Genomic DNA, 13,533 nt, shown 5'->3' on the forward strand with positions numbered 1-13,533 from the left:
AAATGCAGAAGTTTGCTTCTTTGGGCTTATATCCCTCTAAAAGATTCTCTCAACATGCTTTTCAAAAACCCTTAAGACAATAATTGATCCGATGAATCACTTGGTCCGTTTGATCTTTGGCCATATCGATCTTTAGACCGCATTGATTGCTTTGCTATGCGGGGCCCTGCAGGTTCGCCGTAGTTGGAACGTCAGTCGCTGGTCGGAAGCAACCCTGCTCTGGATCGCCTTTTGGGTCATGGGCCTAGGGGGACTGTCTGGATTCGCAATGCATATAGCGTTTGGCCAGTTCATCGCCGAGCAGATCGGCTGGCCTAATAGCCCATTCCAGAATGAAGTGGCATTCGCCAATCTCACCATTGAGGGCCTTGGTTTGAGTAGCTTCTGGCGGCGAAGCCGTGACTATTTGGTGGCCTCGATCGTTGCCTATGCCAGCTGGTTTTTCGCCGATGGGCTCGGGCATGTTTATTAGCTGGTTGTCCAGTCCAATGATGCTCTCTCCAATGTTGGAACAATCTTGTTTACAGACTTTTTAATGCCAATCCTGGTGGTGATCTTGTTGTGGCTAAGTCGCGAAGAACGCACCCGACTAAAGAGCTAAGCCCAAAAAACACTTTCGATTTGTTGTTGCAAGCTCCGCTCCCTTCCAGAACACTGCTGACATCCCGTTGTTAATCCTAGGAGAATGAGGATGTGGCTGAGCTTTCATAAGCTCTCAGTCTGCTGACGATGGAGCTTAAAATCATAACGAAAAAAACCTTCTAAAACTCTTTTTACAGAAACTCATCTAAAAAGAGGTAGAGGCAAAAACCTAATAACAACCTCCGTTCAGTAGTAATGTCATCGACACCTGAAAGCCAGCCTGATCAAAGCCAGAGCGTAATTCTCAAACCAAGCATCCGCTTACCCGTATTGGTTTACGTTATTGGCCTAGCAATGCTACCGCTCCCTCTCCATCCTTGGGCGACGATTGTGGTGTGTGGATTCGCAGTGTTTTTGCTGGTGCAAGCCTATCTGCTGCGTTTGGAATTAACCGACAAAGATCTCGTGATATGGCGAGTAGACGAGGAGATACGTCGCTTCCCATTTGCCAATTGGCTGGCCTGGCGAATGTTCTTACCGGAACTCCCAGGCATCTTGTTCTTCCGCGAAGTCAATAGCCCTCATCTGCTGCCGATCCTTTTTGACCCTGTCATGCTTTTAGAACAGTTGAGGCTTCGAGTTGGAACTCTCGAAGTGCCTAAAGAATCGGACTAAGATAATTCAGCAGATAGATAAGATTCTGGGTAATGACCTTTCGCCTCCTCAATCACGAACTTCAGATGAATGCATGAAACTGCAAACACCATTGTTTAAAAACTACTCATCAATTCCGTTACTTATCTATGATGGCGGCTGTCCTTTTTGTCTCCACTTTGCAGAATTGAGTGAGTTACGTAGTGGTATTCAGGGCTTGGAGATATGTGATGGACGAGCAGAAAAGCCTTTACGAGATAATTTAAAATCTCGAGGCTTAGATCTCAGTGATGGAGCCATATTAATCGTAGGTGATGAGGCTTTTCATGGGGCTGAGGCCATTCAGTGGCTATGTAAAAAAATGGAACCATCCGCTCCGCTATTATCTGTTCTTAAGACTTTGATGTCTTCACCATTTCGCTCGAGGCTAATATATCCTTTCCTAAAGCTGGCTCGGCGAACAGCGCTGGCTTATAAGCAAATACCATTGGATCCAGATTAATTAAAGAAGCTATTTAACTTGCTGGTAAATATCGGTGATCCACTTAATTGAATCAAGCCAAAGCATTGGCTTCTGTCACTTTCTGGCAGCAAACTTGATTGCCATTGCTTTCAAGAAGCTATGGCCTAAGAATTCATTGGATAGCTATGATTTTGGAAGTACATCTATTCCTTTTGAAATGGCCACTAATATTTCCCTGATTGAGATTCAAGGATTGATACTTTAGGGAGTGCGATTAGAATGTTTTTAGTACTTCACGATTATCCTATCTCCATCAGGTGATTGATACACTTTTTCAGTCACCTCTCCTTTGTCAATAATGATTGTCACCACCCTAGAGCCCTCTGGGATTTGAATAGTTTTTTCAGCTTCTACTTTTTCATCAGCCTCAGGCTCAATGGCTGGATTGTCTGAAGGATTCTCAATTGGCTCTTCAGGCATGGGCGGAATTCACTGCTTTTAGATCATAGCTGTGAGAGTCAAAAGTGACAGATTAAACCAAGGAAAGCGTTAAAATACTTGTTAATGGCATGTTCAAATCTCTAAAAGTTTTTCACTGATGCTCCAAAGCCTTTGACGGTCTTCCTCCCTAAGTGCCAACGGGGCAATGCGGCAAAGCTTTGGGTAACCCCTAAAGTTAAATCTAGGTCCGTATTGTTCGCCGCCTTGAGCAGTTGGCGCGGTTGCAGCATGTAATTGCGGTAGGGATCCCATTGCAGCGCTCTGAAACATGGGATCCATTAACCGATAAGCAAGGCCTTCCGGCCAGGATTTGTTCGCAGCAACAGATTTAGGCTGCAAATTAGTGCGTGCAAGACCTGGATGTGCCAACAATGATGAGATCCCACTTGCTGCCTTGCGCACTCGCTTGTCGAGCTCTAAGGCGAACATCACATTAGCAAGTTTGCTTTGGGAGTAGGCAGCCCAGCGGTCATAGTGCTTGATCCCTTGAAGATCGTCCCATGCGATTCGACCCATGTACTGTGCGCCAGAGGTAACGGTAACAACCCTTGCTCCATGTTGCTTTGCGAGTAAGGGTAGGAGCTTTAATGTCAATGCCATGTGGCCAAGATGATTAACGGCGAACTGAAGCTCCAGACCCTGTTTGCTGAGGGTCTGTGGAGTAGCCATCACTCCAGCATTGTTAATTAGCAGGTCCACTCGGCTGTATTGGCTTTCTACCTGCTCAGCTGCACGTCTAACGCTCGCTAAATCAGCGAGATCCAACTCAATCAGATCAAGCTTTGTGGAATCATTGCTCTCGAGAATAATTTGGCGTACAGCTTCACCTTTGGGTAGTGAGCGACAAGCCATAATGACTCTGGCGCCCTTGTTAAGCAATGCCTTGGCCGTCTCAAGACCAAGGCCACTATTGGCACCTGTTACTAATGCAACCCTTCCTTTCTGATCAGGGATATCTGCAACTTTCCAACTCATCAGGTGACTCCCTTATCAGCGGTGATCCATAAAGTAGAACATTGAAGCCTAAGCTGCTGCATAGCATCTTGAGCAGGGCCTGTAATTTCTAAATGGTTACACGGCCCTTCTCAATTCGCTAATTGATCCAATAAGGATGGCAAGCAATGTCGTAAAGTCGATTGTAGAGATTTCTTCGCCTAGGACCGAGACTTCTGTTTGCTTGATTTAGTCATAAGTTCAATGTTCATGGAAGAGGGTAAGAAGAGATATTGTTGTATTACATAACACCTCAATCTTTATATTGCCGGAAGCTTTGCTAGTCAACCACACAAATCATGTCTAGCTGCAAAGATATTCAAGACCAGAACATATAAGACCAGTGATTTTTTTGCTCTTCTTGCATATATCTATATTTTCGACGTAGACCATCTATCAAGCCCACTTAAACTTGTACTCAGTTTTGGGCTGAAATGGTCTCAAGTAAGTTGCTAACGGAAAATGATGTTTGTCAGATTGAAAAATTGTGAGTTATAATCAACCTTACTGCTATCTCTGACGATTTCGTTCAAGCGTTTGGGGACATGATTCATCCTGACTTTAGTTACTATTGGCAGTGAAACTTATCTCTAAATCATTGGCCAGTCTTGTTATCCAGGCCAATCAGCTCATATGTTTTGTCTTGGGCACTCATTTATTTTACTGATCTAGATGAAAATAAATCTTCCTTCTAACAACGCCATGGGATCGGCTCAGACACTCCATGTCTTTGTTTTGATCAATAGTGAAATTTTGCCCCAAGCTTTATTATTTTGGTTTAAAATTGAGTAGGAAAATGGACTGAGCCAATGGATTTATGGAACAACTTCTTATTGGCAGACGCAGGTCTGATGCTTGTAGGGATACCCCTGTTTTTCATTTGGAGAGCCGGAAAAAATAAAGCAAGCAATCAGGATCATACAAAATGATGTGTCGCTTTTTGAATTACACTAAAGGAGCTAACCGGCTGGTGAATTATTGTTCAGGATTGTCATCCTCCTGTATTTAGACTTCATTAAACTTAGAAAGGATATGTGTCTCGATATCCAACACAAAAGACTGAAGTCTGCGATATGAATTACTAATAAATCGTTTTTGATAATTATTGCCAGGATACGAGATTCGTTTGTAGGCAACTTTTCTAAATCGCCATGATTTATTATCGGAGTAGCGATGCAGCCAGAATTGATTTGATGGTTCTGTGGAGTCCTCAATAGTCTTAAGAATATTACGCTCCAGCATGTCTTTATTAAAAAGATTCTCAGTGCGAATTAGCGCACATCCAGTAGATCTATCAATAGCGGCCATCCTGACATCATATAAATTTGGTGAGTCCTGAGCAGCAAGTACTAGAATTAAATCTTCAGTTGTTAGAAAAGTAGAGACAATAGCCTGATCTAGGATTATCTCAAGAAATTCACTCTTTGTATCCAAATCATCAAGTTTTGCACAATAGATGTCCTTCGTTTCAGGGGAGGTCATGAAAATGACTGAATTTGGATCAAGCCAGAAATCAAGATCAACTTTTTCAATATTTGGTTCACCTTTATTCTGATGGGATATACAAGCAAGACATTGTTGGACTGTATCGGTTAGTTCATTTAGGAGGGTCTCAGGCATGTGATTGCAAATGTAATCGTTGACTGTTCTTGCTATCAGGAATAAGTATTTATACTGTAATATGGCTTTGATTGAAAGATTGTGTTTCCGGCATTTTTTTGTTTGCAGGGATACAGTCTCTTAAGCAGCTTATTGCATAAGTGCCGCCTGGGTTTAAGGTAAATTGTCTTATCGTCGCATGTGCTAATAACAAAGCTATCCTGATTCTACATAGTAAACTAGCTCCCGACTATGGTTGAGAATCTAGCAGCAAGAGAAATTCTTTTAGTATCATAGATAGTGCCATGTTATTAGCACGGTTTTAGCGTTAAATTGAAAGAAGCATTTATGGGCTTTGCCCAGCTTCTTTTTTGTGATTCCACAGTTAGCAGAAGCGCGTACCTTAACAACATTGTGCCTTCACCCATTCTGCAGCATCTGCATCTCCTAGAGAGGCGGCCTCCCTCCAATCAGAACAAGCACCCTCTAGATTTCCCTCCAATTCTTTAGCAATACCACGATTTCTATAGGCAGCAATATTCTTAGGGTTAATGACTAGTACCCTCTCATAGGCTACAATTGCACCTTGGTAATCACTTAGAGCAGACTTTGCAAGACCGCAACCAATGTAGGCATCTTCATATATCGAGTTAATTTCAATTGCTTTGCTGTAATCATCAAGTGCGGCTTGATAGTCACAAAGGTTGTATTTAGCAAGGCCCCTGTAGTTGTATGCCTCGGCATAGTGTGGATTGACTTCTATCGCCTTGGTGTAACAGTCGATCGCTGATTTATTGTTGCCTAGCTTTTGTTCAGCATTGCCTTGGCTGTAATATTTAAATGCATCTAGCTGACTTCTGTCTTCTTCATTGTTCAAATCATTTACAATCTTATTCTCAACTAAGTTTTTATTTTCACCAAGCTCGTTCATCGCAGTGAGAAGTTGTGGTTTTATTACTAGAGCCTTCTCATGGTCAGTAAGCGCTGCTTGCCTTCGGCCCAGTCTCTCCATTAAATTGCCGCGATTGTAATAGGCAGAGGCAAACACCGGCATGGCCTCAATTGCTTTTGTGTAATCAGAAATTGCCCCTTTGATATCATTTATATTGTTTTTGCTAATCGCCCTATTGTAGTATGATTTAGCATGTCTTGGATTTACGGTAAGTGCCTTAGTATAATCAAAGATTGCACCTTTGTTGTCGCTTAGATTATCTTTAGCAATCCCCCTATTGTAATAAGCAGTAGCATGTTGTGGATCTAGTTCAATAGCTTTTGTGTAATCATCGATTGCCCCTTCGATGTTATTTGAGTGTCTCTTGACGACACCTCTATTGATGTAAAAGCTGGCATCCAGACTGTTAATGCCAATTGCTTTATTGTAATCATTCAGTGCGCTTTGATAATCGCCTAGTTCATCTTTTACATTCCCTCGATTATTGTATGCAATGGCATTATTTGGATTGATCTCAATTGCTTTGCTGTAACTATCAATTGCCCCTTGATAATCTTTTAAACGAAATCTTTTTTCACCTTCTTTGAAGTAGTCATTTGCAGTTTGCTCAGATACGGAATGATTGGACGACTCATTTGCCATGGCTTCAGGAGTCTCTAGCGCCACTTCAGTTGGAGTCTACAAGACATAACCAAACTTTTAGCAGTATTTTAACTCAATGATTCTGGGGACTGGCTTGGCCATAGCCAACTCTGTGCTTGCTCGAAAACCTTCCTATCTTAATGATAGTTAAATCAACACTGCAGTGAAGACGGCGAAACATGTACGTCATCGGCTCTGAACTTTAGACAGCATACTTTCGCAAGGGAGCAATCAATGCAGAGAGCAATTTCGAAGTAATAGCAATGCCTTTTGATAGAGATTCTGAATCCATTCAACATAGGTCTAGTTTGGTTTCCTTTATTGGACTTGCCAGATTTGACTTTATAACCAGCTACAAATCATGCATAATTAAACTTTTGATGAGTTGTTTTCGAATATGCCTATGATCAACTATTTTGAATCATTGGCTGCCGTCCTATCCATAGAGACTTTCCTTCTGCAATAAGAGGATCATCGTATTGCTTGTGGTAAGGAAAATGTTGGTGTAATCCGCGTTGAATGGTTTTAACAGTGCTCAATGATAATTCCCGCTCTGCTGGCCAGCTCAACGGTTGTTTGCAAACCCTCCGCTTTGTAGAGGGATCTTCTTGTTCTTGACTAGTTTTTCATCTTATCTTGCCCCATAGTTATCTGTTCTACCTGTCTTTATATCGGCTATCGCACTTCCTCGTCAGAACAGCCCCTCTAGTGCTGGATCACGACATAGAGCGAAGTTTTGAAGCCGATGGTGTGTAAACCAGCTAAATAGAGAATCCACAATTGATCATCTAAACCACTTATGACCGATCTCGAGGCAAAGAAGCTCACAACACGCGAGATGTTTCGTGCTCACCTCTATCCCTCCTTGGCGATCTTTGCAACAGGCTTAGCAACCTTCTCAACTATCTACTTCGCAATTCAGATTGAACCGATTGCCCAACAGTCACGATTCTTTCATCGTTTTGTGCAAGAACTAAAGGCAGACCCTGATGGTCAACTCGAGTCCAATTGGAAGCAAGTCCAGATCTGCAACGGCGGCAAATAAGTATGCCGCCGGCAGCATGGGAATAGGCAAGACGAAAGTACTTGGCAGAGGGGTCCTTCTACCGGACCTTTCAACCACTCGTTGTTGAACCTGTGATAAGCAACAGCCAATCCTCTCCAGGTTACGTTTGCTGAGCCGCGACAACCATCCACGATCTTTTGAAAGGTCTGCCCCATCTTTAGGGAGGCCTAAAAGTTGTCTAATAAAAAACCCGCGCTAGGCGGGTTAAGAGTTTGATTTTAAAATGTTTAATTTTAGAATCCAATCGAAATCACACCACCAATTCCCGGCCTACGACGCAAGTGATAAGGGTGATAGACGGGACTGTAGACGTTGCGATAGGCGGGTCTATAGACGTTGCGATAAGCGGGTCTATAGATCGAATGATGGTAAATGGGGGCATAAGGGCGTGATACAGGAACATAAACAGGTCGCACGTGGCGCTTCACGACACAGCCTCGGTACGTGTGGGAATAGCGCCAACCTCGACCGCAACCATCAGCTGCTTGGGCTGGAGTGCTGATGGCCAGTGCTGATGTTGTACTAATCAGTGCTAGTGCGGTACCAGCAAGGGCGGATTTGAAGTTCATTGGATGGTGTGGGGGGTGTGTGGGTTTTGCTTATACCCAATCAACACACCATCACCTCGATCAATGCTGGAGGTGATGATCTCACTCACTCATTGCTGTGATCTTGCGCACTGAGGCCTTTGAGTTGAAAAACCATTGCTATGACTTGATTTGGCTGCATAGCATCGATGTTCTTCCGTCTGGCAAAAAGGGTTGCTATTGCTTCAGAGACCCCCTGCATGAACCAGTGAAGCAAGATGCATCTTAAAGATGTAGCCCATAGCCAGAACAAGTGTTTTGACTCATGACGCTATGTTCCACTCCTGGCTAGAGATCAAATAGGAGTCCTAGGACGCAGATACCCTGAAAATGAGTCCTGGACTTGAGGGCACCCGACGCGGATGCCCTTTTTAATGCAATGGATTTGACGGCTCTTAATAGTGAAAGACTGCTCGCTAGAAGATTTTGATCAAGCTCATCGCTAGTTTGGAGGCACGCTAGGGGGTAATTTTTTTGGCGTTGCTACCCTATTGGGAGATCAGCAAACCGGACCTTTAAGTATCAATGTGTCATTATTCGAGGACATTTTGAAGCTCTGGCTCATAATTGATTAGTTGACTAAGTGCTGAGTGGGATTTCCACATTGTCCTTTATGCGTTGGAATAGCATTCCTATCCCTTCTTCTGGTTGTGACGCGTGGCCTGATGCTTTGGCAGCTGAGGGACACTGTCTCGGTAGCTGTCTAACTAAAAAATTGACCGGGATTCACATCCTAGGTATCTAAGTAGGCATGTCTTCAAATGCAATGGGGTTGAAAGAGACTGCTAAGTTTAAGTCAAGGAACTGCAAAGCGAGGCGCAATATTTTAAGAGATATAGGGTAATCTAAGTTAAATGTCTCCAGTGCCCTTATCCCTTTTCAATCTTCATAAATAAATACTTTGGGTAGATTGAAGAGATCGGAACTCTGCGGATAGAAAATAATTGCTTCTCCTGCAGTCAATACAGCTCCATTTCTTGCAGTAGAAGATGACCTAGACTTGCTCAGTAATCAAAGTAAGTCAGCGCCTTTACTTGATGCCCATCAGCATATTCAGCATTCTTTAATGTATAGAAACAAGCTTTTTTTTACAAGAAGACATGCCTTATGAGGTTAATGATAAATTTAAAGATGTGCCTGCTGGTCTTTAGTCAGATGCAGACCTCAATCTTTAGCTACTGCCAAACACTCCATATAACTTCAAAACTTCTAAGTAGAGTATGGCACTAAGGGAGGTCATCACAACGATTACAGAGCCGCCAACCTTGACAAGTTTTTTGTCTGTGTTGATTTGACAAGCTTTGATAGAAGCTTCGGTTGCTCCAAAGGGTAAAATTATTACACCCAGGATTACAATTGCGACAATTCCAATAACGATTTGACTGCTAACTGTGCTGTTACTAAAACTAGTGACTGGGACATCTAATGACTCCCTGACTGATTCCAGCAGCTTTTTAAAGTATCCTTCTTGGCTAAGCTCGACAAGAGTCTTGAATTCAGCCAACATTGTAGATTTCCGATAGTACACTCAGCTTAATCTGGCATAAGCATGGTGGTTTTAAAGGTTGATCAGCGGTTAGATAAAGCAATAATCATTAGGTCTTTCTACCCATGATCCATTGTTGATGCGACGAAAAAAGTTGATCAATGCATCTCTAGTGGCTGCTGCAGCGCTTTTAATTCAACTTGCTTAGCCCCAACATGATTGACTACCGCAATGTTGCTAATGCGCCGCTGAATTTCTTGGTTCAGCATCGATGGTGTTGTCGCTGATGATATAGGCAACAGCCTTGAAGTCTATGCGTGCTCTCGCTGTTGGAGTAGCGCAGGAATTAAAGGCGCTATTTTTTCAGGTGTTGTGAACAAATAAACTCCAAATGAGAACAGGGTAATCAGGTTTTGAAAGGGCCACCATTTTGTTTTGATCTGCGCAAGCTGATGCTCAAATAGTGGAATGAGCAGCACTACCTAAGTTTGTTCAAATCGCATTCAAAGTGAAAGAAAAGATTTGCTTAGAGCTAAGCATTAAATCAATAATCGCTTCAGCTTCTCCTGTCAGGCGGTTGTTTGGCCCACAGTCCGGTATCTTTGAGTCAGTCAAGACCTAAAAGAGGTCAAGAACCAGATGCGTAATTTGTCTAAGTATTTCCTGTCCATCTTTCTTGCTGCAATACTTCTGTTCTCTTCTGTTCTAGCTCCAACGCCAGCCTTCGCAGACGACTTCGAGCTATCCCCTGCGGTATCGGAGGTGGGCGAGACTTTCTCCGATAAGTACTGTGTTGCTATCTCAGACGGAAGCCCTGCAGATCAAGCGGCCTTAGTTTCTGGGCGTCAAATGATAAGTAGCTTAATGCGCTCAGGTGCTTTAAAAGAAGTCATGGCAGTTCCAAAAGAAGATATGGCTTCATTCATCGCCTCGAATATTTTCGAGACATGCGGAGATGATATTGGAATTTCCGAGTTAGAGCTTAATGCTTCTATCCTTAAACTTGCAAATCAAGGTCCTAGACAATCTCAAGCCAAGCCTTTTAACCCTTCTTCGTTAATCAATAAAAACCTAAACACATAGTTCCTAAAGAAGATACTCATTCCACCCAATAGCAGAGAGCTTCCATCACGTTCGGCTATTAGGCTGTATTCATACAGATAAAGCAAGTAGCAGATTCTGATTAAAATCAGGGAAAGTGTCTATTGATGACATCCTCACAATCTTTACTTTTCAACTTTTAGGTTGATAAGAACCGAACAAAGCCATTGTCTTTGCTTGTTGTAGGCCAAATCTTTACGAGCAGTCTAAAATTCAGCTTAGTCTGACAAATAGGCTGCTATTGTTAAATCAGTAAACCATCTATCGTCTATATGGCACATGATAGGTATGTTTGAATATTGAATCGCTGAAGGAGCCTAAAATGTCTAAGGATAAAGAGTTCGCAATTAGCAAGGATAGTCTGCGTGCTTCATGGGGAAATTTTCCAATTTCTGCAAAAATTTATCAGCAGATACAAGCCTATCTCCTCCAACGTCAATCAATGGGCTTATCAACTGATGTCGATGAATTGATTAGTACTGCTACCGATGAATTTCGTGATTTTCAGCAACGTCCAGAGGTCAAGGTGGCCCTCGAATTGGTCTTTGCGGATCTTGAATCCGATCTGGCTTTTTCAGGATTAAGTAAAGACGATAGGACCCAAGCAATCGTGATTAACTTTGCCATCGCAAACTACCTCAATAATTTCACTGGAAAATGATATCTTTGTCTCTATGTGAATAGTAGATAGCCTTATAGGAGAGGCTCATGTATATATAAAGCACTGTTCGGGCTATCGTCAATAATTAATCCACACTCCCATTCCAACCCGTAAGCCCTATCTGGGTTCTTGCCACGTAGCTGTAATTAGCGCCAATGATTTATTCTCTGCCTCCTGTTCAGTTTCAAATTAATGCATGTCATTCGCGTAGCTCCACTACCCATTTGCAATCTTTAACGCAGCAATCTCGGCTTGCCTCCTTTTGCTATTGATTCACTTCGCTCAATAGAGCTCAGCCTTCCCATTGAACACTTTGATTAACGTCAAGCGTCTTCAATATATGACTTGTCTTTATCATGATCACAATATTATTTTAGTTTGCCGTAAACTAAAGATAATGATTTTAAATTAAATTACCAAACCTTTATCGCTGCTGAGTGTTAACCAAATAAGGAAATTCTGCTTAAACCTGTTTTTTCTACTTGACCCTCAGCTACAGCTAATCGACCCACAACTTGATGCATTCTTTGATTGCGCGCACGGCCCATAGGACTTAACCGCGAACTACTGATGTGCTTCTCTTAGCCCGCTATCAACACTTCTAGCTTGAGCGACGGCACAATCGAGAACAGCTTGCGATTGCATCAGAGTGTGATGTGAAAACTTCTAGACCGTTACTGCAACGGATTTGCGAACTGTATTGCCCTTTTATTGCATGTGGGTGTTGATCTTCCTGCACCCTCTTAAACGATGGGAAAAGAGTCGAGGCTGTCTTGTTGGAATGGAAAGAGCTGATTTGCTTCAGAACTCCGAAGCCCACTGGTGATTTTGGATGGTTCGGCCTTGAACTCGTCAAGGTGGTCATATGGATGCTTTACCCAGCCATCATCAACGCTCTAGGCAGTGGACTTTCAGTCGTTCACTTCTTGTTGACCCACTACGATCTCGGCTGCGTCAGTGGCAGCAGGTACGAACTTGGGCGCGTTTGATCCGTGAGGCTGAGGCCCTTTGGCATGTGGATGTGAGGGAACTCAGACGTTTGGGCGCCTTGGAGTTGACCCAGTTGCTTGAGGAGGTTCCACCTAGCCAGCGGGGACGGGTTAATCGTTGGTTGCATCGCTATTCAGTTGCAACCAGGTTCCAATCAACTGGTTTGGAGCCCAATTGCTCTGAACGGTCATGAAGCGTTGATGTCAAACCAGAAAAAAATCTTTTTTCTGGCAACCCTTTTTATTTTTTATTGTGCAATACTAGTTGATAAATCGTTCAAAGATTGATATCATTTTAGTTCTTAGGTTAGACGCTCCCATTCAATCAATGTACACTAATACTTTTTAAGCCTTTAGATATACGTGCTTTCATGAATATATTGTTGCTTTTTTTCAGTGCTTAGTTGATTTGCAATCAAGACTTTGAGTAGCTTCTTGCTAGGAGGTCAATTGTTTAAGCTTAGATCAACCGTTTTAATTTGTTGATGATAGGATTCGTTGACGGTCGAATCAAGCGTTGTATGGCTTGCCATTGCGGTTAGCTAATGCAGATTGAGTAACTAATAGGCGAGTAACGATCTTGATAGCAGAACAAGCATCGTTTGCAATGTTTTTTATTATGCGCCGACTCTATGGTTATTTTGCTTGGATTCTTCATTGACTCTTGAATAATTCCATTGACAAAATCTATATAGATGTTGATGAATCAAAAAAGCCACCTCTCTAATGAGAAGTGGCCTGAAGACTGAGATCTCAGTCATGCACGGAATCGGAGCGGCGGGATTTGAACCCACGACCCCTACTACCCCAAAGTAGTGCGCTACCAAGCTGCGCCACGCCCCGGCTTAGGAAAGCTATCACAGGGTATTGCGTTGCCTACTGGCCGATCTAATTCGTTTTGAATGCAATCTTCTGCTCAACCGCCTTAAGAGTCGCCTTGACAGCTGATCACGGCTTTCGCTCGCGTAGCCCCATAGCTTGAGCTGATGCGCCAGCTGTCTCAATTCAGCAAGGTTCATTGCTGCCAATTGCAGCTCCGGCAACGTTCTCCATGCGCGCGCCCTCATAGGAAGCTGAGCTTCGCTGGTGCTGTTTCCCATGTTCAAGCTGACCTCAGCAAGCCACTCGGGAATGACCACCATCAGAACTGCGATGAGCCCATAGAGCTCAACCAAGCCCTTAGGGAGCGGAAGAAACCTGCGTGGCTGCTGTGGGTCTGATGGTGAGGGCAAGATCAGCAACCTGATGCTGAATCCT

13 protein-coding genes, 1 tRNA gene and 1 pseudogene are annotated in these 13,533 nt (G+C 43.2%); 7 read left to right on the plus strand and 8 right to left on the minus strand.

Annotation, left to right across the window (positions count from 1 at the left end; genetic code table 11):
• The first annotated feature begins 151 nt into the window (after nt 1-151).
• From PMIT1303_RS13765 to PMIT1303_RS04710, 3 genes and pseudogenes are all read left to right on the plus strand, one after another.
• Nucleotides 152-601 (plus strand): annotated as a pseudogene (locus PMIT1303_RS13765) (DUF6790 family protein).
• A gap of 236 nt (nt 602-837) precedes the next feature.
• Nucleotides 838-1,257, plus strand: coding sequence for a DUF3119 family protein (locus PMIT1303_RS04705; RefSeq protein ID WP_063397732.1), 420 nt, complete (start codon nt 838-840; stop codon nt 1,255-1,257).
• Between the two features lie 73 nt (nt 1,258-1,330).
• Complete coding sequence (locus PMIT1303_RS04710) at nt 1,331-1,738, plus strand: DCC1-like thiol-disulfide oxidoreductase family protein (RefSeq protein WP_063397733.1); 408 nt, start codon at nt 1,331-1,333, stop codon at nt 1,736-1,738.
• A 246-nt stretch (nt 1,739-1,984) separates the two neighbouring features.
• Here the strand turns inward: PMIT1303_RS04710 and PMIT1303_RS04720 are convergent, their stop codons facing one another.
• The 4 genes from PMIT1303_RS04720 to PMIT1303_RS04735 form a co-directional block, all read right to left on the minus strand.
• The gene (locus tag PMIT1303_RS04720; protein ID WP_063397735.1) at nt 1,985-2,179 is read right to left on the minus strand and encodes a hypothetical protein; all 195 of its coding nucleotides are present in this window, start codon (nt 2,177-2,179) and stop codon (nt 1,985-1,987) included.
• Between the two features lie 93 nt (nt 2,180-2,272).
• The gene (locus tag PMIT1303_RS04725; protein WP_063397736.1) at nt 2,273-3,175 is read right to left on the minus strand and encodes an oxidoreductase; all 903 of its coding nucleotides are present in this window, start codon (nt 3,173-3,175) and stop codon (nt 2,273-2,275) included.
• Between the two features lie 1,023 nt (nt 3,176-4,198).
• Complete coding sequence (locus tag PMIT1303_RS04730; protein ID WP_063397737.1) at nt 4,199-4,813, minus strand: hypothetical protein; 615 nt, start codon at nt 4,811-4,813, stop codon at nt 4,199-4,201.
• A 382-nt stretch (nt 4,814-5,195) separates the two neighbouring features.
• Entirely contained in the window at nt 5,196-6,386 is a 1,191-nt protein-coding gene (locus tag PMIT1303_RS04735) for a tetratricopeptide repeat protein (protein ID WP_231901323.1), read from the minus strand.
• A gap of 799 nt (nt 6,387-7,185) precedes the next feature.
• Between PMIT1303_RS04735 and PMIT1303_RS04740 the strand changes: the two genes are divergently transcribed.
• A complete protein-coding gene (locus PMIT1303_RS04740) occupies nt 7,186-7,431 on the plus strand; it encodes a hypothetical protein (protein WP_063397739.1) in 246 nt (81 codons plus the stop codon).
• A gap of 254 nt (nt 7,432-7,685) precedes the next feature.
• Here PMIT1303_RS04740 and PMIT1303_RS04745 read toward each other — a convergent pair whose 3' ends face one another.
• The gene (locus PMIT1303_RS04745; protein ID WP_063397740.1) at nt 7,686-8,021 is read right to left on the minus strand and encodes an EMI domain-containing protein; all 336 of its coding nucleotides are present in this window, start codon (nt 8,019-8,021) and stop codon (nt 7,686-7,688) included.
• A 1,189-nt stretch (nt 8,022-9,210) separates the two neighbouring features.
• Nucleotides 9,211-9,546, minus strand: a complete 336-nt coding sequence (locus tag PMIT1303_RS04750; protein WP_231901325.1) for a hypothetical protein — start codon at nt 9,544-9,546, stop codon at nt 9,211-9,213.
• A 741-nt stretch (nt 9,547-10,287) separates the two neighbouring features.
• Between PMIT1303_RS04750 and PMIT1303_RS04755 the strand changes: the two genes are divergently transcribed.
• The 3 genes from PMIT1303_RS04755 (at nt 10,288) to PMIT1303_RS04765 (ending at nt 12,470) form a co-directional block, all read left to right on the plus strand.
• Nucleotides 10,288-10,608, plus strand: a complete 321-nt coding sequence (locus PMIT1303_RS04755; RefSeq protein WP_231901327.1) for a hypothetical protein — start codon at nt 10,288-10,290, stop codon at nt 10,606-10,608.
• Between the two features lie 340 nt (nt 10,609-10,948).
• Nucleotides 10,949-11,287: a hypothetical protein gene (locus tag PMIT1303_RS04760; protein ID WP_063397743.1), complete on the plus strand. Its 339-nt coding sequence runs from the start codon at nt 10,949-10,951 to the stop codon at nt 11,285-11,287.
• Nucleotides 11,288-12,152: 865 nt separating this feature from the next.
• Complete coding sequence (locus PMIT1303_RS04765) at nt 12,153-12,470, plus strand: hypothetical protein (RefSeq protein ID WP_063397744.1); 318 nt, start codon at nt 12,153-12,155, stop codon at nt 12,468-12,470.
• A gap of 575 nt (nt 12,471-13,045) precedes the next feature.
• Here the strand turns inward: PMIT1303_RS04765 and PMIT1303_RS04770 are convergent.
• Nucleotides 13,046-13,119: transfer RNA gene (locus tag PMIT1303_RS04770), tRNA-Pro, on the minus strand.
• 14 nt (nt 13,120-13,133) lie between these two features.
• Nucleotides 13,134-13,508 carry a hypothetical protein gene (locus PMIT1303_RS04775; RefSeq protein ID WP_369818706.1) on the minus strand — a complete coding sequence of 125 codons (375 nt, stop codon included), beginning with the start codon at nt 13,506-13,508 and terminating at the stop codon, nt 13,134-13,136.
• Nucleotides 13,509-13,533 lie beyond the last annotated feature (25 nt).

This window comes from Prochlorococcus sp. MIT 1303 (genome assembly GCF_001631965.1).
GTDB lineage: Bacteria > Cyanobacteriota > Cyanobacteriia > PCC-6307 > Cyanobiaceae > Prochlorococcus > Prochlorococcus marinus_D.

Excerpts from the sequence above, each read along its gene's own strand:
- PMIT1303_RS04760 (WP_063397743.1), top strand. The coding sequence starts at position 10,949 with ATGTCTAAGGATAAAGAGTTCGCAATTAGCAAGGATAGTCTGCGTGCT.
- PMIT1303_RS04725 (WP_063397736.1), bottom strand. The coding sequence starts at position 3,175 with ATGAGTTGGAAAGTTGCAGATATCCCTGATCAGAAAGGAAGGGTTGCA.
- PMIT1303_RS04740 (WP_063397739.1), top strand. The coding sequence starts at position 7,186 with ATGACCGATCTCGAGGCAAAGAAGCTCACAACACGCGAGATGTTTCGT.
- PMIT1303_RS04735 (WP_231901323.1), bottom strand. The coding sequence starts at position 6,386 with ATGGCAAATGAGTCGTCCAATCATTCCGTATCTGAGCAAACTGCAAAT.
- PMIT1303_RS04705 (WP_063397732.1), top strand. The coding sequence starts at position 838 with ATGTCATCGACACCTGAAAGCCAGCCTGATCAAAGCCAGAGCGTAATT.
- PMIT1303_RS04765 (WP_063397744.1), top strand. The coding sequence starts at position 12,153 with ATGGATGCTTTACCCAGCCATCATCAACGCTCTAGGCAGTGGACTTTC.
- PMIT1303_RS04730 (WP_063397737.1), bottom strand. The coding sequence starts at position 4,813 with ATGCCTGAGACCCTCCTAAATGAACTAACCGATACAGTCCAACAATGT.
- PMIT1303_RS04720 (WP_063397735.1), bottom strand. The coding sequence starts at position 2,179 with ATGCCTGAAGAGCCAATTGAGAATCCTTCAGACAATCCAGCCATTGAG.
- PMIT1303_RS04750 (WP_231901325.1), bottom strand. The coding sequence starts at position 9,546 with ATGTTGGCTGAATTCAAGACTCTTGTCGAGCTTAGCCAAGAAGGATAC.
- PMIT1303_RS04745 (WP_063397740.1), bottom strand. The coding sequence starts at position 8,021 with ATGAACTTCAAATCCGCCCTTGCTGGTACCGCACTAGCACTGATTAGT.
- PMIT1303_RS04710 (WP_063397733.1), top strand. The coding sequence starts at position 1,331 with ATGAAACTGCAAACACCATTGTTTAAAAACTACTCATCAATTCCGTTA.